Annotated in this window: 20 protein-coding genes and 3 pseudogenes; 12 read left to right on the top strand and 11 right to left on the bottom strand. The window is 69.1% G+C overall.

Annotation, left to right across the window (positions count from 1 at the left end; all coding sequences use genetic code 11):
* Window positions 1-46: 46 nt before the first annotated feature.
* The 5 genes and pseudogenes from A5680_RS06350 to A5680_RS25615 form a co-directional block, all read right to left on the bottom strand.
* Window positions 47-1327: a TetR/AcrR family transcriptional regulator gene (locus tag A5680_RS06350; protein ID WP_055398911.1), complete on the bottom strand. Its 1281-nt coding sequence runs from the start codon at window positions 1325-1327 to the stop codon at window positions 47-49.
* A 138-nt stretch (window positions 1328-1465) separates the two neighbouring features.
* Complete coding sequence (locus A5680_RS06345) at window positions 1466-2113, bottom strand: nitroreductase family protein (RefSeq protein ID WP_055398909.1); 648 nt, start codon at window positions 2111-2113, stop codon at window positions 1466-1468.
* A complete protein-coding gene (locus tag A5680_RS06340) occupies window positions 2113-3213 on the bottom strand; it encodes an acyl-CoA dehydrogenase family protein (protein ID WP_067817371.1) in 1101 nt (366 codons plus the stop codon). The genes A5680_RS06345 and A5680_RS06340 overlap by 1 nt, the downstream gene beginning before the upstream one ends.
* A complete protein-coding gene (locus tag A5680_RS06335; RefSeq protein WP_055398904.1) occupies window positions 3210-4355 on the bottom strand; it encodes an acyl-CoA dehydrogenase family protein in 1146 nt (381 codons plus the stop codon). Before A5680_RS06335 ends, A5680_RS06340 begins: the two co-directional genes overlap by 4 nt.
* An 86-nt stretch (window positions 4356-4441) precedes the next feature.
* Window positions 4442-4558, bottom strand: a pseudogene (locus tag A5680_RS25615) (short-chain dehydrogenase); the annotation flags it as partial.
* Between the two features lie 132 nt (window positions 4559-4690).
* Between A5680_RS25615 and A5680_RS06325 the strand changes: the two are divergent.
* The 7 genes from A5680_RS06325 (at window position 4691) to A5680_RS06295 (ending at window position 13411) form a co-directional block, all read left to right on the top strand.
* Complete coding sequence (locus tag A5680_RS06325) at window positions 4691-6340, top strand: nitric oxide reductase activation protein NorD (RefSeq protein WP_082970279.1); 1650 nt, start codon at window positions 4691-4693, stop codon at window positions 6338-6340.
* Between the two features lie 98 nt (window positions 6341-6438).
* Window positions 6439-7281: a CbbQ/NirQ/NorQ/GpvN family protein gene (locus A5680_RS06320; RefSeq protein WP_067817367.1), complete on the top strand. Its 843-nt coding sequence runs from the start codon at window positions 6439-6441 to the stop codon at window positions 7279-7281.
* A gap of 90 nt (window positions 7282-7371) precedes the next feature.
* Window positions 7372-8490: an ABC transporter substrate-binding protein gene (locus tag A5680_RS06315; RefSeq protein WP_055398895.1), complete on the top strand. Its 1119-nt coding sequence runs from the start codon at window positions 7372-7374 to the stop codon at window positions 8488-8490.
* Complete coding sequence (locus tag A5680_RS06310; RefSeq protein WP_067817364.1) at window positions 8490-9626, top strand: spirocyclase AveC family protein; 1137 nt, start codon at window positions 8490-8492, stop codon at window positions 9624-9626. Before A5680_RS06315 ends, A5680_RS06310 begins: the two co-directional genes overlap by 1 nt.
* Window positions 9619-10611, top strand: a complete 993-nt coding sequence (locus tag A5680_RS06305; protein ID WP_055398891.1) for an SDR family oxidoreductase — start codon at window positions 9619-9621, stop codon at window positions 10609-10611. Before A5680_RS06310 ends, A5680_RS06305 begins: the two co-directional genes overlap by 8 nt.
* 10 nt (window positions 10612-10621) lie before the next feature.
* Window positions 10622-11836 carry a cytochrome P450 gene (locus A5680_RS06300; protein ID WP_055398889.1) on the top strand — a complete coding sequence of 405 codons (1215 nt, stop codon included), beginning with the start codon at window positions 10622-10624 and terminating at the stop codon, window positions 11834-11836.
* 90 nt (window positions 11837-11926) lie between these two features.
* Window positions 11927-13411: an aldehyde dehydrogenase family protein gene (locus A5680_RS06295; RefSeq protein ID WP_055398887.1), complete on the top strand. Its 1485-nt coding sequence runs from the start codon at window positions 11927-11929 to the stop codon at window positions 13409-13411.
* 80 nt (window positions 13412-13491) lie between these two features.
* Here A5680_RS06295 and A5680_RS06290 read toward each other — a convergent pair whose 3' ends face one another.
* A complete protein-coding gene (locus A5680_RS06290; protein WP_067817361.1) occupies window positions 13492-13782 on the bottom strand; it encodes a hypothetical protein in 291 nt (96 codons plus the stop codon).
* A gap of 196 nt (window positions 13783-13978) precedes the next feature.
* Between A5680_RS06290 and A5680_RS06285 the strand changes: the two genes are divergently transcribed.
* A complete protein-coding gene (locus A5680_RS06285; RefSeq protein WP_055398882.1) occupies window positions 13979-15127 on the top strand; it encodes a thiolase family protein in 1149 nt (382 codons plus the stop codon).
* Window positions 15128-15174: 47 nt separating this feature from the next.
* Entirely contained in the window at window positions 15175-15921 is a 747-nt protein-coding gene (locus A5680_RS06280; RefSeq protein WP_055398957.1) for a crotonase/enoyl-CoA hydratase family protein, read from the top strand.
* A 5-nt stretch (window positions 15922-15926) separates the two neighbouring features.
* On the opposite strand, the gene A5680_RS06275 is transcribed toward A5680_RS06280, so the two are convergent.
* Both A5680_RS06275 and A5680_RS06270 read right to left on the bottom strand, forming a co-directional pair.
* Complete coding sequence (locus A5680_RS06275; RefSeq protein ID WP_067817358.1) at window positions 15927-16943, bottom strand: NAD(P)/FAD-dependent oxidoreductase; 1017 nt, start codon at window positions 16941-16943, stop codon at window positions 15927-15929.
* Window positions 16940-17440 (bottom strand): isoprenylcysteine carboxyl methyltransferase family protein, encoded by a 501-nt coding sequence (locus A5680_RS06270; RefSeq protein WP_055398878.1) that lies wholly within the window; start codon window positions 17438-17440, stop codon window positions 16940-16942. Before A5680_RS06270 ends, A5680_RS06275 begins: the two co-directional genes overlap by 4 nt.
* Before the next feature lie 179 nt (window positions 17441-17619).
* Here A5680_RS06270 and A5680_RS06265 point away from each other — a divergent pair, with 179 nt between their 5' ends.
* The gene (locus A5680_RS06265; protein ID WP_055398876.1) at window positions 17620-18765 is read left to right on the top strand and encodes an NAD(P)H-binding protein; all 1146 of its coding nucleotides are present in this window, start codon (window positions 17620-17622) and stop codon (window positions 18763-18765) included.
* Window positions 18762-19484 (top strand): CPBP family intramembrane glutamic endopeptidase, encoded by a 723-nt coding sequence (locus tag A5680_RS06260; RefSeq protein ID WP_055398874.1) that lies wholly within the window; start codon window positions 18762-18764, stop codon window positions 19482-19484. Before A5680_RS06265 ends, A5680_RS06260 begins: the two co-directional genes overlap by 4 nt.
* Here the strand turns inward: A5680_RS06260 and A5680_RS06255 are convergent.
* Both A5680_RS06255 and A5680_RS06250 read right to left on the bottom strand, forming a co-directional pair.
* Window positions 19481-20824 (bottom strand): DUF2867 domain-containing protein, encoded by a 1344-nt coding sequence (locus tag A5680_RS06255; protein WP_067817355.1) that lies wholly within the window; start codon window positions 20822-20824, stop codon window positions 19481-19483. The two genes, A5680_RS06260 and A5680_RS06255, sit on opposite strands and share 4 nt — an antisense overlap.
* 85 nt (window positions 20825-20909) lie before the next feature.
* Window positions 20910-21719, bottom strand: a complete 810-nt coding sequence (locus A5680_RS06250; protein WP_055398870.1) for an enoyl-CoA hydratase — start codon at window positions 21717-21719, stop codon at window positions 20910-20912.
* A gap of 88 nt (window positions 21720-21807) precedes the next feature.
* On the opposite strand from A5680_RS06250, the pseudogene A5680_RS06245 reads away from it, so the two are divergent.
* Window positions 21808-22449 (top strand): annotated as a pseudogene (locus A5680_RS06245) (CaiB/BaiF CoA transferase family protein); the annotation flags it as partial.
* A 51-nt stretch (window positions 22450-22500) separates the two neighbouring features.
* Here the strand turns inward: A5680_RS06245 and A5680_RS26195 are convergent.
* Window positions 22501-22641, bottom strand: a pseudogene (locus A5680_RS26195) (CoA transferase); the annotation flags it as partial.
* Window positions 22642-22724: the final 83 nt, after the last annotated feature.

Genomic DNA, 22724 nt, shown 5'->3' with positions numbered 1-22724 from the left:
GTTCTAATTGCCCAACTGTATGGGTAACAGTTTTTTGGTTCAACACCTACCCCGCACGAACCGCGACGCCACGCAAAACGGTGTCGCGGACGTGCACGAGCGCGGCGCGTTTGCCGACGTCGGCGAGGATGTTCTCCGGTATCCACTGCAGGCCGATGACGCAGCGGGCGAGCATCGCGGTGGATGCGGCGTCGGCGGTGATCTCCCCGGATCGGATGCCTTCGGAAAGAAGCGTTTTCATCTGCCGAAGTCGCGTCGCATACAGCCACCCCGGGTTGGGGGTGTCCGGGGGCGACTGCCGCATCCAGGCGAGCTGAATGCGGAACTCGTCGGAGAACCGATCGAGCGCATTGACGTTGACCCAGCTCAAGGCGTCCAGCTTCTCGACCGGCGTGGCGTTCGAACGCAGCACGGCGACCCAGCCCGCCTCGACCTTCCGGCCGAACGATTCCATGATCGACGCCAGGAGTTCGTCCTTTGACCCGATCACGCGGTAGACGGTTCCCGTGCCGAGGCCGGCCGCGGAGGCGATGTCCCTGATGGTGGTGGCCTCGTAACCCTTGCGGCCGAACTCCGTCCGCGCCACCGCCCGGACGTGCGCCGCCTTGTCGCTGGGGTCGGCGTCGCTGTCGTCCGACCAGGTCTCGATGACGTCCCGAGCGGCCGCCAAGGCATTCGACCTATCCAGCGCCGAGTCGGTGGGCGGCCGGGTTGCCAACCCTTGCAACATGATTCGACAAAGTAGGGCCGCCACCTGGTCGGCGGGGGACTTGTGACGCATGACGTCAAGGCCCACCTGCAGCATGGTCTGGCAGATCCGGTCGGCCAGCGTGGGCAGATCGATGTCGGGCTTGATGTAGCCGCTCCACCGTCCCGCGCGCAGGGTTTGCAGCATCGCCTCCTGGATCGCCACGGGGCGCTGCTGGGTCAGCTTCATCAACTCCGGGTCGGTGCTCGGCCCCTCGTAGAACGACATCTGCAGCGCGGCGCGGTGCTGCACGGCGCAGTTCGCGATCGCCGAGCCCAGTTCGACGATCTGCTCGGGGACCGGGCGGGGGTCGGCCTTGTCCAACTTCGCTTGCGCGGCAAGCCCGATCCGGTCCAGATCCTCCTGATAGCGGTGGATCAACTCGATCAGGATCGCCTCTTTGGACTCGAAGTGGTGATAGAGGCTGCCGGGAAGAATTCCCGCCGCGTCGGCGATCTCCTGCAACGAGGTTCGCAACCCCGACTGTGCGATCAAAGAGGCCGCGGTGGTCAGGATTTCGGTCCGGCGCGTGCCCAAATCGGCTGTGGCGCCGGCTCGCAAGGACTCCGCTCTGGGCATGGTCAGCGCTACGCGCTTCCGGACGACTGCGGTTCGACAACCATACGCATTCGTCCCTCTCGCCGAACCAAATCTTTGTTAGAGGTTATCAGACCCGGCGCGGCGAACACGCTGCTAACAGCGGTAATGGCCCCCATTCTAGAGCCCCGGCCCGTCCCAACCGTCGCGCACGACCACCTCGGCGACCGGCCTGCGCCGGGCCGGCCGGAACGTGTGCCCCGCGCGCAGCCGGCCCACCGGAAGCAGGCAGCCCTGCACGTAGGTTTCGGGGATGCCCAGCAACTCCCGCACCTCCTGCTCGCGATGCAGGTGCAGCGTCGTGATGCAAGTGCCGTATCCCCGGGTGTGCAGCGCCAGCTGAAAGTTCCACACCGCCGGGAAGATCGAGCCGTAGAGCGTGGCCTGATGAAACGATTCGTCGCCCTCGATGCGCGGCAGATACGGCTCGTAACACGGAATCACCAGCAGCGGCACCTTTGCCATGTGCTCGACCAGCCACTCCGTCGACGACATGATTCGGCCCTCCGGCGTCCCGGCCGGCACGAAATCGGCGATCAGTTGGCCGCCCACACGCAGCAGGTAGGCCGCGCGGTACAGCCGAGCGATCTCCTCGCGCAACGCCGGGTCGGTGATCACCAGCCAGCGCCACGACTGCTGATTGGAGCCGTTGGCCGCCTGCAGCCCGATGCGCAGGCATTCCCGAATGTCTTCGCGGTCGACCGGGGCATCCAGATCGAGCGTCTTGCGCGCCGAGCGGGTGGCGGTGAGCAGGTAGTCGATATCCATCACGGCCGGTCCCTCTTCGCAAGGCGCGCACCGAGTTCCGTCAGGTACCGGTCGGACCCACCGAGGAACGCGCTCCAGCTCAGCAGGCGCTTGAGATACAGGTGCGCGTCGTGCTCCCAGATGTAACCGATCCCGCCGAAAACCTGAATGGCCGTGTCGCCCACGGTGGCCAGCCGCCCGGCGAATGCCTTCGTGCGTACCGCGGATAGATGCCGCTCGGCCGGATCGGCGTTGTCGGCGGCCCACAGCGCGTGGATCACGCCGCTGCGGGCGAGTTCGACAGTCTCGAACATGTCGACGCACAGATGCTGAACCGCCTGGAACGAGCCGATCGGCTGCCCGAATTGCGTTCTGGTTTTGGCGTATTCGACCGCGATGTTCATGACGGCGCGCGCCGCACCGAGGGCGTCAGCGGCGGCGGCGACCAGCACGTCGTCGACCACCGCCGCGACGTCCTCCGCCGACGCCGCGGCCAGTCGCTCCGCCGGCGCCGCGTCGAGTTTGACGCGAAACCGCTTGCGGGTCTGGTCGATACCGTGTTCGGCCGTGACCGCAACGCCCGAGGAGTCCGTTCGCACGGCGAACAGCCCAAGCCCGCCGTCATCCTCGGCGACCACCAACAAGACGCCCGCGGCGGCGGCGTCGGGCACCGCGGCGATCTCGCCGCGCAACACGACGCCCCCCGCTTCCCCTCGGGCCGCGGCAACGGGAGCATCGGCCAGGAGGCAGGCGGTGGCGACGGTGGTGCCGTCGGCGATCCCGGTCAGCAGCCCGGCCCCGGCGCCGGTCGCGCCGAGCCGGGTCAACGCCCGGGGCGCGGCGACGGCGGTCGACAACCACGGTCCCGGATGCAGCGCCGCGCCCAGCTCTTCGGCCACGATGCCGGCCTCGACCATCGACATGCCGGCGCCGCCGTGGTCCTCCGGGACCAGGAGGCCGGTCGTTCCGAGCTCGGCAAGCCCACGCCACACCGCCTCGTCGATGCCGGTCGGGTCGTCCAGCAGCGGGCGCACGTGCTGCGATATCGGCGCCTTTTCGGCGAGAAAGCGCCGGGTGGTGTCGCGCAGCGCCGCCTGCTCGTCGGTGAGTTCGAGGTTCATGCGCGCGGCAACCCGAGTACCCGCTGGGCGGTGATGTTCTTGTTGATCTGACTGGTGCCGCCGGCGATGGTGAGCGAGCGCGACGTCAGGCGGTAGTTCGCCCACGGAGCGCCGGCACCGCGGGTGCCCAGCACGTCGAAGGCCAGGGCGGCCATGTCCTGCCCGATCTCGCCCCACACCGTCTTGGCGAGGCTGGCCGAGCCGAAGGCGTCACCGCCGTGCAGCGTGGCCGAGATCGACCGCTGGCACAGCACCTCGAGATACTTGATGCGGAGGGCGATTTCGCCGAGGCGGCGCAGCGTCACGGCGTCGTCGAGCGCGTCGGTGTGCGCGGCGATGTCGTCCACCAGTTCCTCGAGCCGCACCTGCATCTCGGCGTATAGCCTTGCGGCCCCGGCCCGTTCGTGGCTGAGCGTGGTGGTGGCCACCTGCCAGCCGGCGTTCAACGGCCCGAGCAACGCGTCCGCCGGCACCCGCACGTCGTGGAAGAAGACCTCGGCGAAATCGGCTTCGCCGTTGAGCGTCACCAGCGGGCGGGCTTCGATGCCGGGCAGGGACATGTCGACGATCAGACACGAGATGCCCTTGTGCTTGGGCGCGTCGGGATCGGTGCGCACATACAGCTGGCACCAGTCCGCCCGGTGTCCGAGCGAGGTCCAGATCTTCTGGCCGCTGACGACGAAGTCGTCACCGTCGCGCACCGCGCGGGTACGCAGCGCCGCGAGGTCCGACCCGGCTTCGGGTTCCGACATCCCTTGGCACCAGATGTCGTCGGCGCGCATCATGCGGGGCAGTAGCGTGCGCTTCTGGGATTCGGTCCCATATTGCATGATGGCCGGCGCGATGTTGTTCAGCCCAATCACGTTGAGCGGCATGGGCGCCCGCGCGCGGGTGGTTTCCTCGGTGTAGACCAGCTGCTCGAGCACCGTCGCGCCGCGGCCACCGTACTCGCGGGGCCACGAGACGGCGGCCCAGCCCGCTTCGGCCATCGTCGCGCTCCAGGCGCGCAGCATTTCGATTGCGGCGTCGTCGCGCCCGGCGGGACGACGGGCGGCCACCAGCTCGTCGGTCAGGTTCGCGGCCAGCCAGTCGCGCAACTCGGTGCGGAACTGCTCCACTTCCGCCGGGTATGAAAAGTCCACTTTTCCTTGTTTTCTGGTGAATTTGCGACCTAGCCGGACTTTACGGTTGAGCGGATAGCCGGTCAACGTCGGCGTCGGCGGGCACCTCAGCTGCCTCGTGGTTCGGGGAAGCTGACCTCGGCGTTGCCCGGCATCGCGCTGACGCCGCGCCGGGCACACACCTCCAACACCTCGTCCACGATCGACGAGGGCACCAGGAACCTCACGATGTGCTCCTTGCCCGATTGACTGCGATCGCAGCGGACTTTACGGTGGAACAGATATTTGGTCAACGTCGTCCAACCGTTCGGAGTTTGAGGGTGTCCACCGAAGTTCCCGGCGCTCCCGGCCTCGGCATGCTCGCCTCGGCGCTCGCGGGGCGCGCCGTCGCGGTGGCCGTGTCGCGGCCGGGTGAGCCGTCGTGGACCGACGGGCAGACGATTCACGTCGGCGCGGACCCGCGCGGTCAGCTCGAGGCGGTGGCCGTGCACGCCTCGATGATCGCGGCCGGCAGCCTGGACCCGGAGGTCATCCGGCCGCTGCTCCGCCATCCCCGACTGGCCCGGCGTTACCTGGCGGTGGAGGGGCACCGCGCACTCGTCGCGAACGCCGGCCTGCTGCCGAACGTGTTGGTGTCACTGGGCGACCGGGACACGGCGAGTCGCAGCGATTCGCCCGCCGCGTCGCTGCGGATCGCCGAGAGCCGCGACGCGATCGACGACCCGGCCCCGGATTTCGGCGTCATCCGCGCGGCGAAGGTGCTGGCCGCGTCCGCCCGGGCGGCCGAACGGCAAGAGGGCGAAAACGCCGGACACGTCCCGCGAGACCGTGCCGCGCGGGAGTTGGAGGAACTCGACGACGGCGAGGTCGACGATTCCGACGACCCGGACGTGTTCACCAGCCCGGTCGGCGGCGGCGGTTTCATCGGCAAGTGGCTCAAGAAGATGCTTTCGTCGGCCCGCAAGACGGGCAGCGGCGGCGGGCCGCCCGGCGCCGACACCCCGACGCATCGGACGAACTCCGGCAGGCGCGGGTTGTACGCGGTGACGTCGCTGGCGGCCACGGCCCGCGACGACGGCGACGATCGGCCGGCACTCGGTGCCGCGAACGGCGTCGCGTATCCGGAATGGGACGCCGCGCGCCGGAAGTACCGGCCCGCGTGGTGCACCGTGCGCGAGGTCGAGCCCGAGGTCAAAGCGTCGGCGACCCATGCGATCGAGGCCGCCATCGGCGTGCGCCGCCCGTTGTCGCGGCTCGGGATGGGCCTGCACCGCCGGCACCGGCAGCCGCAGGGCGACGACATCGACATCGACGCGGCGGTCGAAGCCCGCGTCGAGGTGCTGGCCGGGTCGGTGCCCGACGAGGCCGTGTACCTGGACAGCCTGCGGCGCCGCCGGGACCTGTCCGTGCTGCTGCTTCTCGACGTGTCGGGGTCGGCGGCGGAGCCCGGCACGGTCGGGCGCACCGTGCACGAGCAGCAGCGCGTGGCGGTCGCCAACCTCACCGTCGCGCTGCACGATCTCGGCGACCGGGTCGCGCTCTACGCCTATTACTCGCAGGGCCGTGGGGCGGTGAGCATGGTGCCGGTCAAGCGGTTCGATGATCACCTCGATGCGCGAGTCATGAAGCGGCTCAACAGCCTTGAACCCGGCGCGTACTCCCGCCTCGGGGCGGCCATCCGGCACGGCTCCGCGGTGCTGGAGGCGCGCGGGGGCACCGCACGGCGGTTGCTGGTGATGCTTTCCGACGGGCTCGCATACGACCACGGATATGAGCGGGCCTACGGCGCCGCCGACGCGCGGCGCGCCCTGACCGAGGCCCGCCGCCGCGGCACCGGCTGTGTGTGCCTGACCATCGGCGCGGGAACCGACGTGCAGTCGTTGCGCCGGGTCTTCGGTAGCGCCGCGCACGCGACGATCGCGCGCCCCGATCAACTCGCCGGTGTGATCGGCCCGCTGTTCCGGTCCGCGTTGCGTTCGGCCGAGGTCCGCCGCAGGGTGTCGTGAGCGCCGCGTGATTTCGTCGTCGCGCCCATACGGGCCAGTCAGGCGGCTTGAAACAAACATCTGTTCCGCGATAGGCTCCATTCACCATGACTGAAGCGATGGCCGACGAGTCCGGGCTTGCTCAACGGAACGGCGCGAGGCCCGACGTCGAGGGGGCACGGCCCTACTACAAGGCGATCGGTGGCGAGGAAGCCGTTTTCAAGGCGGCGTACCGCCAGGGACTGGCCCTGCTGCTGAAGGGGCCGACGGGGTGCGGCAAGACCCGCTTTGTCGAGGCGATGGCCCACGATCTCGGCCGGCCGCTGATCACCGTCGCCTGTCATGACGACCTCACCACCGCGGACCTAGTCGGCCGGTATCTGCTGCAGGGCGACGAGACGGTGTGGGTGGACGGCCCGCTGACGCGGGCGGTGCGCGAGGGGTCGATCTGCTATCTCGACGAGGTGGTGGAAGCCAGGCAGGACACCACCGTGGTGCTGCATCCGCTGGCCGACCACCGGCGGCAGCTGCCGATCGAGCGGCTCGGTGTCACGCTGGACGCGGCGCCCGGGTTCGGCCTGGTGGTCTCCTACAACCCCGGTTATCAGAGCGTGCTGAAGGATCTGAAGGATTCCACCCGTCAGCGGATGGTCGCCATCGAATTCGACTTTCCCGCAGCCGATGTCGAGGAGGTGATCGTCGCGCACGAGGCGGGCGTGGACGGTGCCACCGCCGCGGAGCTGGTGCGCTTCGGGCAGGCCATCCGCCGGCTGGAGACGGGCGGCCTGCGCGAGGTCGCGTCGACGCGGGTGCTGATCGCCGCGGGCAGGCTCGTCGCGGAAGGGCTGAGTTTGCCCTGCGCCGCCCGGGCCGCGATCGCGGGACCGCTCACCGACGACGTGACGGTCGGCAAGGCGCTGGCCGAGATGATCGACATCTATCTGGGCACGGCGGGCGAATGATTGACGCTGCATAAGGCCCCCGCTAGGGTCTGAACAAATATTAGGTTTGTGCTGGTTCGACGCGCGTGATGTTGCCACCCGGGAGGTCAGATGTCCTACGAGAGCAGCGCTCAGCCGATCAAGGTCGGCTACCTGATGGACTTCACGCTGCCGCCGGGATTCCCCGAAGAACTGATGGCGAGCTTCACCCGGTGCTTCGACCTGATCTTCGAAGAAGCCGTCGAACAGGGCCTGATCGATCGCCCCGTGCAAATGATCTACCGCGAGGTGGAGGGCCTGCCCAAGGGCTCGGTCAAGGCGGTCATCGACGCGTTCGGCGAGCTCGTCGACGAGGGCTGCCTGGTGGTGTTCGGGCCGCACATCACCGACAACTGCGTGCCCACCCGCGAGGCGATCGAGGAGCGGTTCAAGGTGCCGGCGATCAGTGTCACCGGCACCGATGACTGGCTGGGTGAATGGACCTTCGCCTTCCCGCAGGGCTCGATGACCGATGAGCCGATCTTCATCGCCGACCTCGTCGCCAAACGGGGCTTCTCCGAAATCGGAGTCCTCGTGGAGCAGAACCTGATCGGCGAAAGCTACCTGAAGAACCTGCGAAGCGCGTGCCGGCGCAAGGGGATTCGCATCGTCGCGGAGGCGGCGATCGCCCAGACCGCGCAAGACATCAACGATGCCGTCAGCACCCTGCACGAAGCCAAGTCCCAGGCGATCGTGCATCTGGGCTTCGGTTTCGGCATCGTCTTCATCAACCCCGCGCTGGAAGCCGTGAACTGGGACCCACCGCGGTTCACCACCACCGCCTTTCAGAACGCCTGGGTGAACCCGATCATGTGGAACGCGTTCATGGGTTGGGTCGGGGTGGACCAGTACGACGAGGCGAACCGGCTCGGTCAGGAATTCCTCGACCGGTATGCGAAGAAGTACGACGGCAGCCGTCCCGAATATTGCGTGTCGGTGGTCAACCGCGACGTCGCCGCCACCCTCGTCCGCGCGTTCGCCGACGCCCACCCGCTCAGCCCCCGTGGCGTCAAGGAGGCGCTGGAGCGGGTGAAGATGATGCCCGCCGCCTCGGGCGCGCCCGGCACCCGCGTCTCGTTCGGGAAATGGACTCGTCGCGCATGGATGGGAGCCGGCTACCTGGTGGCCCGCACCCTGGACGCCGATGGCACCAACTCGCATCTGGTCGATCGCTTCGGAGAGGACGGCTGATGTCGACGGAACAGTCCATACCGCTTGTCGCGGAAGAGAAGTCGGCAGCGCGCCCTGCGAAGCGCGGCTGGGGCGGCTGGATCGCCGGCGCTGCGCTGGCGGCCTTCGCGCTCTTCTTCATCGCGAATTGTCGCGTCGCCCTCGACCCGCGGGTCGCCAACCCGAACGTGCAGGGCCGGCCCCGCCCCGTCAAGTTCATCTTCGGCCTGGACTACATCACCTTCCTACACATCGCCACATGCGTCATGCTGCTCGTGCTGCTGGCGGTGTTCATCAGGGGATGGCGCCGCAATCCGGGCAGCCCGGTGATGCTGATGTTCCTGTGCACCACGCTGATCGTGTGGCAGGACCCGATCATGAACTGGTCTCCGTTCGCGGTGTACAACCCCGACCTGATCCATTGGCCGGAGTCCTGGCCGCTGGTCTCGCTGTCGCCGACCGTCGAGCCGTTCGTCGTCTTCGGTTACGTGATGTTCTATTTCGGGCCCTACTTCCCGGCCGTGTGGATTCTGCGCAAGCTACAGGCCAAGTACGGGCCGACGGCCTTCGTGTCGCGCCACCCGTTGGTCAGCCTGGGCCTGCTGACCTGTGCGATCGGCTTCGTCTTCGACGCGTGGCTGGAGATTCAGCTCGTGCACATGGGCATGTACATCTACTCCCAGGTGATCCCGTGGGGCTCGGTGTTCACCGGCACGACGTTCCAATTCCCGTTGATCTGGGAGTCGTTTTCGGTGACCTTCGTGATGGTGCCCGCGGCGATCCTGTGCTACCGCGACGACACCGGTAAGTCGGTGGCCGAGAAGCTGGCCGCCAAGGCCAGGATCTTCCCGACGCGTCCGGTGCTCGGCACCTTCCTGGTGATGTTCGCCATCATCAACGTGTCCTACTTCGCCTATGGTGCGTGGTTCTGGGTCATCAAGGTCAGCCATGCGGCGACCTCCGTCGCGTGCCCGTGGCCCTACCCCGAGGCGAAAGTGTATGACCCGCAGGGCTATTACGAGAAGGCCGGCGCGCAGGGCCCGTTCTCGGTCGGCATCTGGTCTACCTGGGCGAGCGGGGAGCCCAACGGGCGTCCGCACGTCGATCCACCGCCGCCGGGTGTCGGTGCCTGCGCAACCCCGAGCGCGCATGGCTGAGCCGCGCGGCGTCGTCGTCACCGGCGCGTCCCGCGGGCTGGGCTTCGCCTCGGCGGTGCGGTTGTACCGCGAGGGGTGGCGCGTGGTCGCCGCCATGCGCACGCCCGACTGCGGCATGCCGGCGCTTCGGGCGGCCACAGGGGCGGGCGAGGAGGACGACCGGCTGATCGGCGTGCAGCTGGACCTGCTCGACCCCGCGTCGATATCCGTGGCCGCCAAGGCCGTCGAAGAAACCGTCGGCGCGCCGTATGCGCTGGTTCACAACGCCGGGATCTCGGCCGCAGGGATGGTCGAGGAGACCGATATGGCGCTGTGGCAGAACATGTTCGCCACCAGCGTCCTGGGGCCCGTCGCGCTCACCCAGGCGTTGCTGCCGTCGATGCGGGCTGCCGGCGAGGGGCGCATCGTGCTGGTGTCCAGCGCGGCCGGCGTGCGCGGGCAGCCGGCCACCGCCCCGTACTCGGCGGCCAAGGGAGCGCTGGAGCGTTGGGGTGAGGCCATGGCGTGCGAGATCGCGCCGTTCGGACTGGGCGTCACCGTCTTGGTCGCCGGCACGTATGACACCGAGATCATCACCGACGCGGGCACCACCGACAACCGCGATTTCGGCGGCCCGTACGCCCGGCTGCACAACACGATGAACAGCCGGGGCCGGGCCGCGATGAAACTCGCCAGGCCACCCGAGAAGTTCACCGACGGCCTGCTCAAGGCGCTCGACGACCGGGCCCCGTTCCGCCGCCGTGGCATTGGGCCGGATGCGTCGATGCTGCTGGCCGCCAACAGGATTCTTCCGGCCGCCGGCATGCACCACATGTCGCGGGTCGTGCTCGGCATACCCAGGCAGGGGTCGATGCGGGACGGGGCGTGGCCGCTGACGGCGGCCCAGCGGGCGATGGTATTCGCGGCGCGCGTGCTGCCTCAGCCGGCGTTGCAACGCCTGACCGCGCTGGCGGCCAAGCGCCGCAAGGAAACTCAAGGGGACTAGAGGGGTAGGCATGGAACAGCTATTCGACGACCTGGAAGACTTCGGCGCCTTCGACGACGCCGTCTCCGGCGACGTGCGCGACCCGTACACGGAACTGGCGCGGCTGCGCCGCGAGGAACCCATTCAGCGGCTGGACACCTCCGGCATGCCGCACGAGGAATCCAAACCGGTCTTCATCGTGTACCGCCACGAGGAAGCCCAGCAGATGCTGCGCGACAACGAGACGTTCTCGTCGGCGGCGGTCATCGCCGCGTTCGGCCCGGTGCTGGGGGAGCGCGTCATGCTGGGCATGGACGAGCCGGTGCACGGCCGGTTGCGGTCGCTGGTGTCAAAGGCCTTCTCGCAGAAGGCCTTGGCGCGGTGGGAAGACGAGTTGGTCGGCCGGGTGGGCAACAGCCTGATCGACAAGTTCGCGGCGAACGGCAAGGCCGACCTGGTCAGGGAGTTCACTTTCGACTACCCGAGCCAGATCATCGCGGGCCTGCTGGGCCTGCCGGAGGAGGACTACCCGCAGTTTCAGCGGTGGTCCATCTCGTTGCTGAGCTGGATCCTGAATCCCGAACGCGGCCTTGCCGCGTCGGCCGCGCTGTGTGACTACTTCGCGCCGATCCTGGCGGCCCGCCGCGCCGAACCGAAGGACGACCTGATCAGCGCCCTGGCCCAGGCGGAGATCGACGGGGAGAAGCTCGACGACGAGGAGATCTACTCCTTCCTGCGCTTACTGCTGCCCGCCGGGGTGGAGACCACGTACCGGTCGTTGGGCAGCCTGCTGCTGGCGCTGCTGTCGGATCCCGCGCAACTGGACGCCATCCGCGCGGACCGGTCGCTGTTGCCGCAGGCCATCGAGGAGGGGGTGCGCTGGGAACCGCCGCTGCTGACCATCACCCGGGTCGCGACCCGCGACACCGAACTCGGCGGGGTGCCGATCCCGGCCGGGTCGACGGTGATGCCGATGCTGGGCTCCGCCAACCGGCAGGAAGACCGCTACCCGGACCCGGACGCGTTCGACATCTTCCGCTCGCCCCGGGCGCACCTGGGCTGGGGGCACGGCGTGCACGTATGCCTCGGCATGCACCTGGCGCGGTTGGAGATGCGCACCGCCATCAACCTGTTGCTCGACCGGCTGCCCAACCTGCGGCTGGACCCCGACGCCGACGACCCGCACATTCGGGGCCAGGTTTTCCGCTCGCCGACCTCGGTGCCGGTGCTGTTCGACCCCCAATAGCCAGCCCGGCAGCGGTAGCAGCTTGCCAATCGGCTAGTTTCCGGTAAGGCTCTCTGTAGCCCCTCCACGATCCAGAAGAGAGTGACAGATATGACTGAGGCTGTAAAGGTCCGCTTCGAGCCGAAGATGATGATCGACGGCAAGCTCGTCGACGGGCAGTCCGGCACCTTCACCAACATCAACCCGGCCACCGAGGAGCCGCTCGGGGAGGTCGCCGACGCCTCCAAGGAGGACATGCACCGGGCGATCGACGCCGCCCGGCGCGCGTTCGACGAGACCGATTGGTCGACGAACCGCGAGCTGCGCAAGCGCTGCCTGCTGCAGCTGCACGAGGCGATCGAATCGGAGAAGGAAGAGCTGCGCGAGGAGCTCATCCTCGAGGTCGGTTCGCCGCGGGCCATCACGTTCGGGCCGCAGCTGGACGCCCCACTGGAAGACGGGCTGCGCTACCCCGCCCGGTTGATCGACGAGTACGCCTGGGAGACCGACCTGGGTGACAAGGTCATCAGCCTCACCGGCACGCTCACCAGCCGCAAGGTGTGGCGCGAGCCGGTCGGGGTGGTCGGCGCGATCGTGCCGTGGAACTTCCCGTTCGAGGTCACCATCAACAAGCTCGGCCAGGCGCTGGCGACCGGTAACACCGTGGTGCTCAAGCCGGCCCCGAACACCCCGTTCAACGCCACCCGCCTGGGCCGGCTGATCGCGGAGAAGACCGACATCCCCGCGGGCGTCGTGAGCGTCGTCACCGCATCGGATCACTTTGTGGGCGAAGAGCTTACGTTGTCGCCGAAGGTCGACCTGATCTCGTTCACCGGGTCGACCGTGGTCGGGCAGCGGATCATGGAAAAGGGCGCGGCCACCATGAAGCGGCTGTTCCTGGAGCTGGGCGGCAAGTCGGCCACCATCGTGCTCGAGGACGCCGACTTCGGCATGGCGTGCGCCATCGGCATCGCACCGTGCATGCACGCCGGCCAGGGCTGCGCGAATCCCACCCGGATGCTGTTGCCGCGGTCCCGCTACGACGAGGGCGTGGAGATTCTGAAGAGCATCTACGAGAACGTCACGTGCGGCGACCCGCAGGACGCGGGAACGCTGTGCGGCCCGGTGATTTCGGAGGTACAACGCGATCGCGTGATGGGCTACATCCGCAAGGGCGTCGAGGAGGGCGCGACGGCGCTCGTCGGCGGACCCGACGCGCCCACCGGTTTCGACAAGGGATACTTCGTGCGGCCAACGCTTTTCGTCGACGTGGACAACTCCATGACAATCGCCCAGGAGGAGATCTTCGGGCCGGTGCTGGCCGTCATCCCGTTCGACGACGAGGAGGACGCGATCCGGATCGCCAACGACAGCAAGTACGGACTGGCGGGCAACGTGATGTCGGGCTCGCTGGAGCACTCGCTGGCTGTGGCCCGGCGGATCCGGGCCGGCTTCATGGGCGTCAACGGCGGCGCGCCGTACGGCGCCGATACCCCGTTCGGTGGCTACAAGTACAGCGGCGTGGGACGCCAGAACGGTGTAGCCGGTTTCGACCAGTACACCGAGATCAAATCGGTCGGATACCCCGCCGGCTGAGGCTCGCTGCACGAGATTGCCGTCACGGTCGCGGTTTTGGCTCGATCGCGACCGCGGCGGCAATCTCGGTGCTTGTGCGATCAGCGCGGCGCGACCGGCCGTTTCAGGGTGCAGACGATGCTCCACTCGAAGTAGTGGTCCCCGCCCTTGTCGTAGTCCTTGAAGCCGCGGGCAACCTGGGTGCGTTGCACCGACGACCCCACGATCTCCCAACCCTGTTGGCCGTAGGCCTGCGTGAGGCGGTTCGCCTCGTCCAGCACCGCCTGCAGGGATTCGTTCGTGTAGGAGACGAACGTGCTCTCCCATTGCTGGGGATACCAATTGCCGTCCGAAGCCAGCCACCAGCCTGGGCCGGGTGAAGGGGTGCTCACCCGGGGCACCCTACGTCGCCGAGGCTCGCGGAAAGTTGAACCGCACATGACGGGGTGCCGAAGAGCTGGCAATCGGAAGGCCATCTGATCGCCCAAAACCACCCCCGCCCGCGACCTCCCAACGCGTTGGTTGACAATCGACGCAAGGCTCACTTTCACCGATACCCGAGGTTCTAGCGTCAAAGGAGACACAACCATGGCTGAAGCCGTCATCGTCGAGGCAGTGCGCTCACCGATCGGCAAGCGCAACGGCGGCCTTTCCGGGGTGCACCCGGCCGACCTGTCCGCGCAGGTGCTCAACGGGTTGGTGGAAAGGGCGGGCGTCGATCCCGAGCTCGTGGACGACGTCATCTGGGGCTGCGTCATGCAGGCCGGTGAGCAGGCCCTCGACATCGGCCGCACCGCCCTGCTGGCGGCCGGCTGGCCGGAGAGCGTCCCGGGGGTGACCGTCGACCGCCAGTGCGGCTCGAGCCAGCAGTCCATTCACTTCGCGGCGGCCGGCGTGGTGGCCGGGCACTACGACGTCGTGGTGGCCGGCGGGGTGGAGTCGATGTCGCGCACCCCGATGGGTTCGTCGCTGGCCAACGGCGGGCGGCCCTACCCGCAGACCTTCCTGGACCGCTACCAGGGGCGGATCCCCAACCAGGGCATCGGCGCGGAGATGATCGCCGAGCAGTGGGGTTTCGACCGCACCGCGCTCGACGAGTTCTCGCTGGGCTCGCACGAAAAGGCCGCGGCCGCACAGGATTCGGGCGCTTTCGACGACCAGATAGTGGGCATCAAGGACTCTGAGGGCAATGTGGTGCTCAAGGATGAGGGTATCCGCCGCGGCACCCCGATGGAAAAGATGGCGTCGCTGAAGCCGGCGTTCAAGGAGGACGGGGTGATTCACGCCGGGAACTCGTCGCAGATCTCCGACGGTTCGGCCGCGATCCTGTTCATGTCGGCCGAGAAGGCGAAAGAGCTGGGCCTCAAGCCGATTGCGAAGGTGCACACCGCGACCCTGGCCGGCGCCGACCCGGTGATCATGCTGACCGCGCCCATCCCGGCCACCCAGAAGGTGCTGAAGCGCTCCGGCCTGTCCATCGGCGACATCGGCGCCTACGAGGTCAACGAGGCGTTCGCCCCGGTCCCGCTGGCCTGGCTGAAAGACATTGGCGCCGACGAGAAGAAGCTGAACCCGAACGGTGGGGCCATCGCACTGGGTCACCCGCTGGGCGGTTCCGGCGCGCGGATCATGACCACGCTGCTGCATCACATGCGGGACAAGGGAATTCGCTACGGTCTGCAGACGATGTGCGAGGGTGGTGGCCAGGCCAACGCCACCATCGTGGAGCTGTTGTGACCGACGCCGAGGCGCCGGCAGTGTTGGTCGAGCGCCGCGGCAACGTCATGGTGATCACCATCAACCGGCCCGAGGCCCGCAACGCGGTCAATGGTGCCGTCAGCATCGGCGTGGGCGACGCGCTCGACGAGGCGCAGCACGACCCGGAGGTGCGGGCCGTGGTGATCACCGGCGCCGGCGACAAGTCGTTTTGCGCCGGCGCCGACCTCAAGGCGATCTCCCGCCGGGAGAACCTCTACCACCCCGACCATGGCGAGTGGGGCTTCGCCGGTTACGTGCACCACTTCATCGACAAGCCCACCATCGCGGCGGTCAACGGCACGGCGCTGGGCGGGGGCACCGAACTGGCGCTGGCCAGCGACCTGGTGGTGGCCGACGAGCGGGCCAAGTTCGGCCTGCCGGAGGTCAAGCGCGGACTGGTCGCGGCCGCCGGCGGGGTATTCCGGATCGTGCAGCAACTGCCGCGCAAGGTGGGAATGGAGCTGTTACTGACCGGCGAGCCGATCACCGCCGAGGACGCCTTCGAATGGGGCCTGATCAACCAGGTCGTCAAGGAGGGCTCGGTGCTCGAGGCCGCCCTGGCGCTGGCCGCGCGGGTGACGGTCAACGCGCCGCTGTCGGTGCAGGCCAGCAAGCGCATCGCCACCGGGGTCGACAACGGCGTCGTCACCGACGAGGAGGCGGGCTGGCGGCGCACCATGGATGAGATGCGCGTGCTGATCCGGTCGGAAGACGCCAAAGAGGGTCCGCTGGCGTTCGCCGAGAAGCGCGAGCCGGTCTGGAAGGCGCGCTAGTACAGCTAGCTCGCCAGGACGTTCACCCCGCGCCGAAACACGCCGGGCAGCAGGGTGCACGCCGGCACGATGGCGCGGCGCGTCGCCGGTGGGACGCTGGCCAGCACCAGGGCCCGGGTGAGCAGGCGGTAGTTGCGGGTAATCCGTTGCCACGCAGCCTCATACGACGACGGGTTCTCCTCGACGATGGCGGCGACGGCCGCGGCCGCCTGCTTGACGGCCAGGCTGATGCCCTCGCCGGTCAACGCGTCCTCGTAGCCGGCCGCGTCGCCGACCAGCAGCACCCGCCCCGCGACCCGGCGCGAGACCACCTGCCGCAACGGGCCGCAGCCGCGCGCTTCGCCGCGCGCGGCGCCCGCCAGCTGCCCGGCGAGCTCGGGGAACCAGGCCAGGTCGGGCCGGCCCCCCGACAGGATCGCGACCCCCACCAGATCCGGCTCGATCGGTGTCACGTACGCCTCGCCCCAGCGCGACCAGTGCACCTCGACGAATTCCGACCACGCCGGCACGCGGAAATGCCAGCGCACGCCATAGCGTCGCGGCTTTCCGGCCGTCGCCGTGATTCCGACGGCCCGCCTCAGCGGTGAGTGCAGCCCGTCGGCGGCCACCAACCATTTCGCGCGCACTCCCGCGGCCGTCACCCCGTGAGCGTCCTGTTGCACACCGGTCACCCGTGCCCGAATCCATTCGGCGTCTTGCTCTTTAGCGCGCGCGGCCAGCGCAGCGTGCAGCGTGGTGCGGCGCACGCCCCGGCCGGGCCCGCTGCGGAACCGCGCCTGCGCGCGGCGGCGTTCGTCGACGTAGGCGATGCCGTGAAACGGCATGCCGGCCGGGTCGACCCCGAGTGACGTCAGCTCGGCGAGCCCACCGGGCATCAGGCCCTCGCCGCACGCCTTGTCGATGGGACCCTCCCGCGGGTCGGCGACGATCACCGAAAGTCCGTGTCGGCGAGCGTGTAACGCCGTGGCCAGGCCCCCCGGCCCGCCGCCGACGATCAACAGGTCGGTGTCGTAGTCGCTCACGTGTAGCCCAGAGCCGAGTTCTCGACCCGCAGCCGCACCCTCAGCAGCACCGCGTTGGCCAGGGTGAAAAGGGCCGCGGTCAGCCACGCCGTGTGCACCAACGGCAGCGCCAACCCCTCAGCCACCACTGCAACATAGTTCGGATGGTGCAACCACCGGTAGGGCCCCTCGCGCACCAGCGGGGCCTGCGGCAACACGATCACCCGGGTGTTCCACCGTCGACCCAGCGTGGCGATGCACCACCAGCGCAGGCCCTGGCTCAGCGCCACCACCGCCAGCATCGGCCACCCCAGCCATGGCAGGAACGGCCGGTGCAGGGCCCACGGCTCGAGAACGCAGCCGACCAGCAGCGCGGTGTGGATGACCACCATCACCGGATAGTGCGTCCGACCAAACTCCTTGGCGCCCTGGGCAAAAGACCACTGCGCGTTGCGCTTGGACACCACCAGTTCCGCCACGCGTTCGATGCCGACCGCCAGGACCAGCAGGTAATACATGTCTCCACTATCTCTTGACCGGGACTCCCGTACCGGGTCCACGATGCCGGCGCCGCGGGGGTTCAACCCCGCGAGCGTAACGGCATGGCGACTATCCGGCCCGAAAAGCGCCGTGGCGTCACGACGGCGATCGGCGGCCGCCAGGTTTGCGTGCATCGCCGCCGGGCTAGGTTGGAGACATGCGGATCCTCGTCACCGGCGCCACCGGCTATGTCGGATCGCGGCTGGTCACGGCGCTGCTGGCGGCCGGGCACGACGTCGTGGCCGCCACCCGAAACCCGGAGCGCCTGAGGCGGTTCGGCTGGTTCGACGAGGTCACGCCCGTGACGCTGGACGCCGCCGACCCCGCGTCGACCCGAGCGGCCTTCGCGGACGCGGGCCCCGTCGAGGTGGTCTATTACCTGGTGCACGCCATCGGTCAGCCCGGCTTTCGCGACGCCGACAAGGCCGCGGCCGCCAACGTAGCCGCCGCGGCCCGCGAAACCGGTGTGCGGCGCATCGTCTACCTGGGCGGATTCGTGCCCGCCGACGAGGTCCTGTCCGAGCACCTGACCAGCCGCGCCGAGGTGGCCGAGGCGCTGACGGTCCCGGACGGCCCGGAGCTGGTGTGGCTGGGCGCCGCGATGATCATCGGCGCCGGTTCTACGTCGTTCGAGATGATGCGCTACGTGGGAGACCGATTCCCGGTCATGCCGATCCCGCGCTGGATGGACAACCCGATCGACCCGATCTCAATCCGCGACGTGCTGCACTACCTCGTCGCCGCGGCCGACCCCGACCTGCTGCCGGCGGGGGCGTACGACATCTGCGGGCCGGACACCACCTCTTACCGCGAGCTGCTGAAGACGTACGCGCGGATCTCCGGGCGGTGGCATGCCGGGTTGCCGGTCGGCAGGGTCGACACTGGGCTGGCGTCGCTGATCACCGGCGTCGCGCTGCCGGTGCCGCCCGGGCTCGCCGGGGATCTGGTCGAATCGCTGGACCATCCGATGGTGGCGTCCGAGAGCGATCTGCGCGATCGAGTGCCCGACCCGCCCGGTGGGTTGCTCGGCGTTGAGGAAGCCATTGCCCTAGCCTTGGCCGATCAGACGAATCGCCCGTCCCCGGTCAACGCCCTGGCCGATCCCCATCACCTGGCCAACACCGATCCCGTGTGGGCCGGGGGCGACGCGCGCCGCATCCGCCACGTCGCGCGCCGGCTCACCCCACCCGTCGTGCGCCCGGCACTGCGGCTGGTGGGCCTGGTCCCCGGCCCGGTGGCCGGAGCGCTTCGAACCGGTCTCGACCTGTTGATAGCCCTGACTCCGAAGGTGCACCCCGCATGAGCCAGTCCACCGCCCCGTCCGACACCGGCGCGCTGTCCGAGTGGTGGCGCGCCCTCACCAAAGTCGCTGTGCCCCATCATGAGTCGCCCGCGGTGGTGCGGCGCCGACGGGTCATCGTGGCCGTCACGGTGGTCGTGGGTGCCGCGGTGCTCGGCTTCTCGCTGCGCCGCCATCCGGGCGATTCGAGCTTCTACTGGCTGACCCTGGCGTTGGCCGGGGTGTGGGTCGTCGGCGGGTTCGCCTCCGGCCCGCTGCACCTGGGCGGCATCTGCTGGCGCGGCCGCAACCAGCGGCCGGTCATCACCGGGACGGCTATCGGCCTGCTGCTCGGCGCGATCTTCATAGTCGGCGGGTTGATCGCCCGGGAGATCACGCCGGTGGCCGAGCTGATCACCCGGGTGCTGGAATACGCCCACCACGGCTGGTATCCGGTGATCGTGGCGATCACGCTCGTCAACGGCGTGGCGGAGGAAGTGTTCTTCCGCGGCGCGCTCTATACGGCCCTGGGCCGCTACCACCCGGTCGTGATCTCGACCATCCTGTACACCGTCGCGACGCTGGCCAGTGGCAACCCGATGCTCGGTTTCGCCGCGGTCATCCTGGGAACGGTGTGCGCGTTCGAGCGCCGGGCGACCGGCGGCGTCCTGGCGCCGGTGCTCACCCACTTGGTGTGGGGGCTGATCATGGTCCTGGTGCTGCCCCCGATGTTCGGCGTCTAGACGCCGTCCGAACCGACGACCTCGCGGGCCAGCGCGCGCATCGCGGTGGCGTGGGCCGGCCGCGCGGCCAGCCAGTACGCCCGGCCCGGCAGGCCCCTCGGCAGGAAGATCGACCGCTGGGTGTAGCGGCTGCCGCCGCCGTCCCGCGGCGTGACCGTGATCTCGAGCCATTGCCGTCCGGGCGCGCGCCTGGTCGAGCGCAGCCGCAGCAGGGTTCCCGGCGCGCGTTCCTCGACCCGCCAGCCGCCCGGGAGCGAAGTCACGGCGCCCTCCGCCGACTTCCAGAGGGCGCCGGGTTCGGCGGTGGTGTCGACGGTGCGCGCGTCGGTGTAGACGATCTCGCCCGCCCAGTCCGGGTCCGACGGCAGCGCCTCCGCCGGTTCGGACTGCAACGACGACCACGAGGGTTCCGGGACGCCGTGCGCGGCGCGGTCCAGCGCCAGTTCGACGGCCCGGCGGTAGCCGGTCAGGCCGCCGGGCGGTAGTTCGATGATGCCGTCGACGTCGTGGTCGCGCATGACCGCGTCGCATTCCAGCGATTCGATCAGCGGCCGCGCCAGCCCGGGCGGGATCGGCGTCACCGTTCCCACCCAGAGGCTGGCGATCGTGGGTGTCAGAAACGGCAGCACGATCAGGTAGCGCTTGCCCAGCCCCGCCGCGTCGGCGTAGATGCGCATCATGTCGCCGTACTCCAGGACGTCGGGTCCGCCGACGTCCCAGGTGCGGGAGGACGGCACCGCCGCCGTGGCCGCGGCGACCAGGTAGTAGAGCACGTCGCGCACCGCGATCGGCTGGATCTTGTTGTGCACCCACTTCGGGGTAGTCATCACCGGCAGCCGGTCGGTGAGGTGCCGGATCATCTCGAACGACGCCGAGCCCGAACCGACCACGACGCCCGCCTGCAGCACGACGGTTTCGATGCCCGAGGCGATGAGCGCGTCGCCGACGGCCGTCCGCGATTCGAGGTGGGGCGAGAGCCGCCGGCCCTCGGGATGCAGCCCGCTGAGATAGACGATGCGCCGCACCCCGGTGCGCCGCGCCGCGGTCACGACGTTACGGACGGCGCGCGTCTCCTCGTCGGCGAAATTCTTGGCGGTGCCCATCGAGTGGACGAGGTAGTAGACGACGTCGATGCCGTCGAACGCGGCGATCAGCGAATCGACATCGGCGAGGTCGCCGCGCGCGACCTCGGCCCGGTCCCGCCACGGCACGTCTGCCAACTTGGCCGGGTCGCGGGCCAGGGCGCGGACCCCGTGGCCTTCGTCCAGGAGTCGCGGCGCGAGCCGGGCGCCGATGTAGCCGGTCGCCCCGGTCACGAGACAGCGAAGCTGTCCAGCCATGGATTCTCCGTTCGTCGTCTGCCAATTATTCGGACCCGACGACGGGGAGGATTACCGGCCTGGGCCACCCTCAAGCGTGCCGGCCTCAGCGGTCGGTGAACTCCGGCGCGCGCCGCTGCTGGAAAGCGGTTGCGCCCTCGATGAAATCGGGCGATCGAAGCAGCACGGCCTGCCCCTCGTATTCGCGTTGCAAGGCAGGATCGAGCTGGGGGAGCGTGGCCGCGTTGATGGCCAGCTTGGTCTTGCCGAACGCCACGGCGGGGCCGGTCAGCAGCCTCGCGATCACCTTGTCCACCTCGGCGTCGAATTCGTCGGCCGGGTAGACCGCGCTCACCAGCCCCCAGGACAGCGCTTCGGCGGCCGGCAGGCGTTCGGGCAGCAGTGCCATGCGCATCGCCCGGATGCGGCCGACCGCGGCGGCGACCAGCGCGGACGCGCCACCGTCGGGCATCAGGCCGATCTTGGTGAAGGCGAGCATGAAAAACGCGCTCTCCGAGGCCAATACGACGTCGCACGCTAGCGCCAGGGAAACACCGACGCCGGCCGCCGGGCCCTGAACCACGGCCACCACCGGGTGCGGCACCGACGCGATCGCGCGGATCAGCCGGTTGATCTCGAGGACGATCTCGTCCGGCGGGATGCCGGCGCCGGAGACGTCGTCGGCGCCGATGCCCGCGCCGGAACAGAAGCCGCGGCCCGCGCCGCCGAGGCGCACCAGCTTCACCTCGGGATCGGTGGCGGCGCGTTCCATCGCGTCGGCGATGCCGGTAATCACCGGCACGGTCAGCGAATTGAGGCTGTCGGGCCGGTCGATGGTCACCGACAGCACGCCGTCGGACAGCGTGACGGAAAGGCCCGCGACGGGAGCGAGGGTGTCGATTGCGGATTGCGGCATGGGCTCACCCTAAGTGAGGCCGATCCGGGGCGGCTGCGAAGATGCCAACTACAACGGGCGTCAGGGCAGACGAAAGGTCGGTGCAATCGTGGCTGGACCGCTGAAGGGACTTCGGGTCGTCGAGTTGGCCGGCATCGGGCCGGGCCCGCACGCGGCGATGATCCTGGGGGACCTGGGAGCCGACGTGGTGCGCATCGATCGGCCATCCACGGGACCGGGCGGGGCCGCCAAGGACGCCATGCTGCGCAACCGGCGCGTGGTGACGGTCGACCTCAAGTCCGACGAGGGGCGGGCCACCGTGCTCAGGCTCGTCGCCAAAGCCGACGTGTTGATCGAGGGCTTCCGGCCCGGCGTCACCGAGCGCCTCGGCCTCGGCCCGGAGCAGTGCGCCGAAGTCAACGAGCGGCTGATCTATGCCCGGATGACCGGCTGGGGGCAGACCGGACCCCGCAGCCAGCAGGCGGGCCACGACATCAACTACATCTCGCTCAACGGGATCCTGCACGCCATCGGCCGGGCGAACGAGCGCCCGGTTCCGCCGTTGAACCTCGTCGGTGACTTCGGCGGCGGCTCGATGTTCCTGCTCGTCGGGATCCTGTCCGCGCTGTGGGAGCGGCAGAACTCCGGCAAGGGTCAGGTGATCGACGCCGCCATGGTCGACGGCTCCAGCGTGCTGATCCAGATGATGTGGGCCATGCGGGGGCTGGGCATGTGGACCGACGTGCGCGGCGAAGGCCGCCGTCAGCGCCCCGCGCAACTCGGGCCAGCGGGTGACGTCGTTCTGCGGCGGCAGGTTCGCCGCCTCCAAGCCCAGGCCGGCCAGCATGGCCGCGTAGAACTGCGGCTCGATGGCGCCGACGGCAACGTAACGCCCGTCGGCGCACTCGTAGGTGTCGTAATAGGGGGCGCCGCCGTCGAGCATGTTGGTGCCGCGCACGTCGGTCCACATGCCCAGCCCCCGCATGGCCCACATCATCTGGATCAGCACGCTGGAGCCGTCGACCA

This window comes from Mycobacterium sp. E2989, assembly GCF_001667595.1.
In the GTDB taxonomy this organism is placed as follows: domain Bacteria; phylum Actinomycetota; class Actinomycetes; order Mycobacteriales; family Mycobacteriaceae; genus Mycobacterium.
This window is presented reverse-complemented; position numbering and strand designations above follow the sequence as displayed.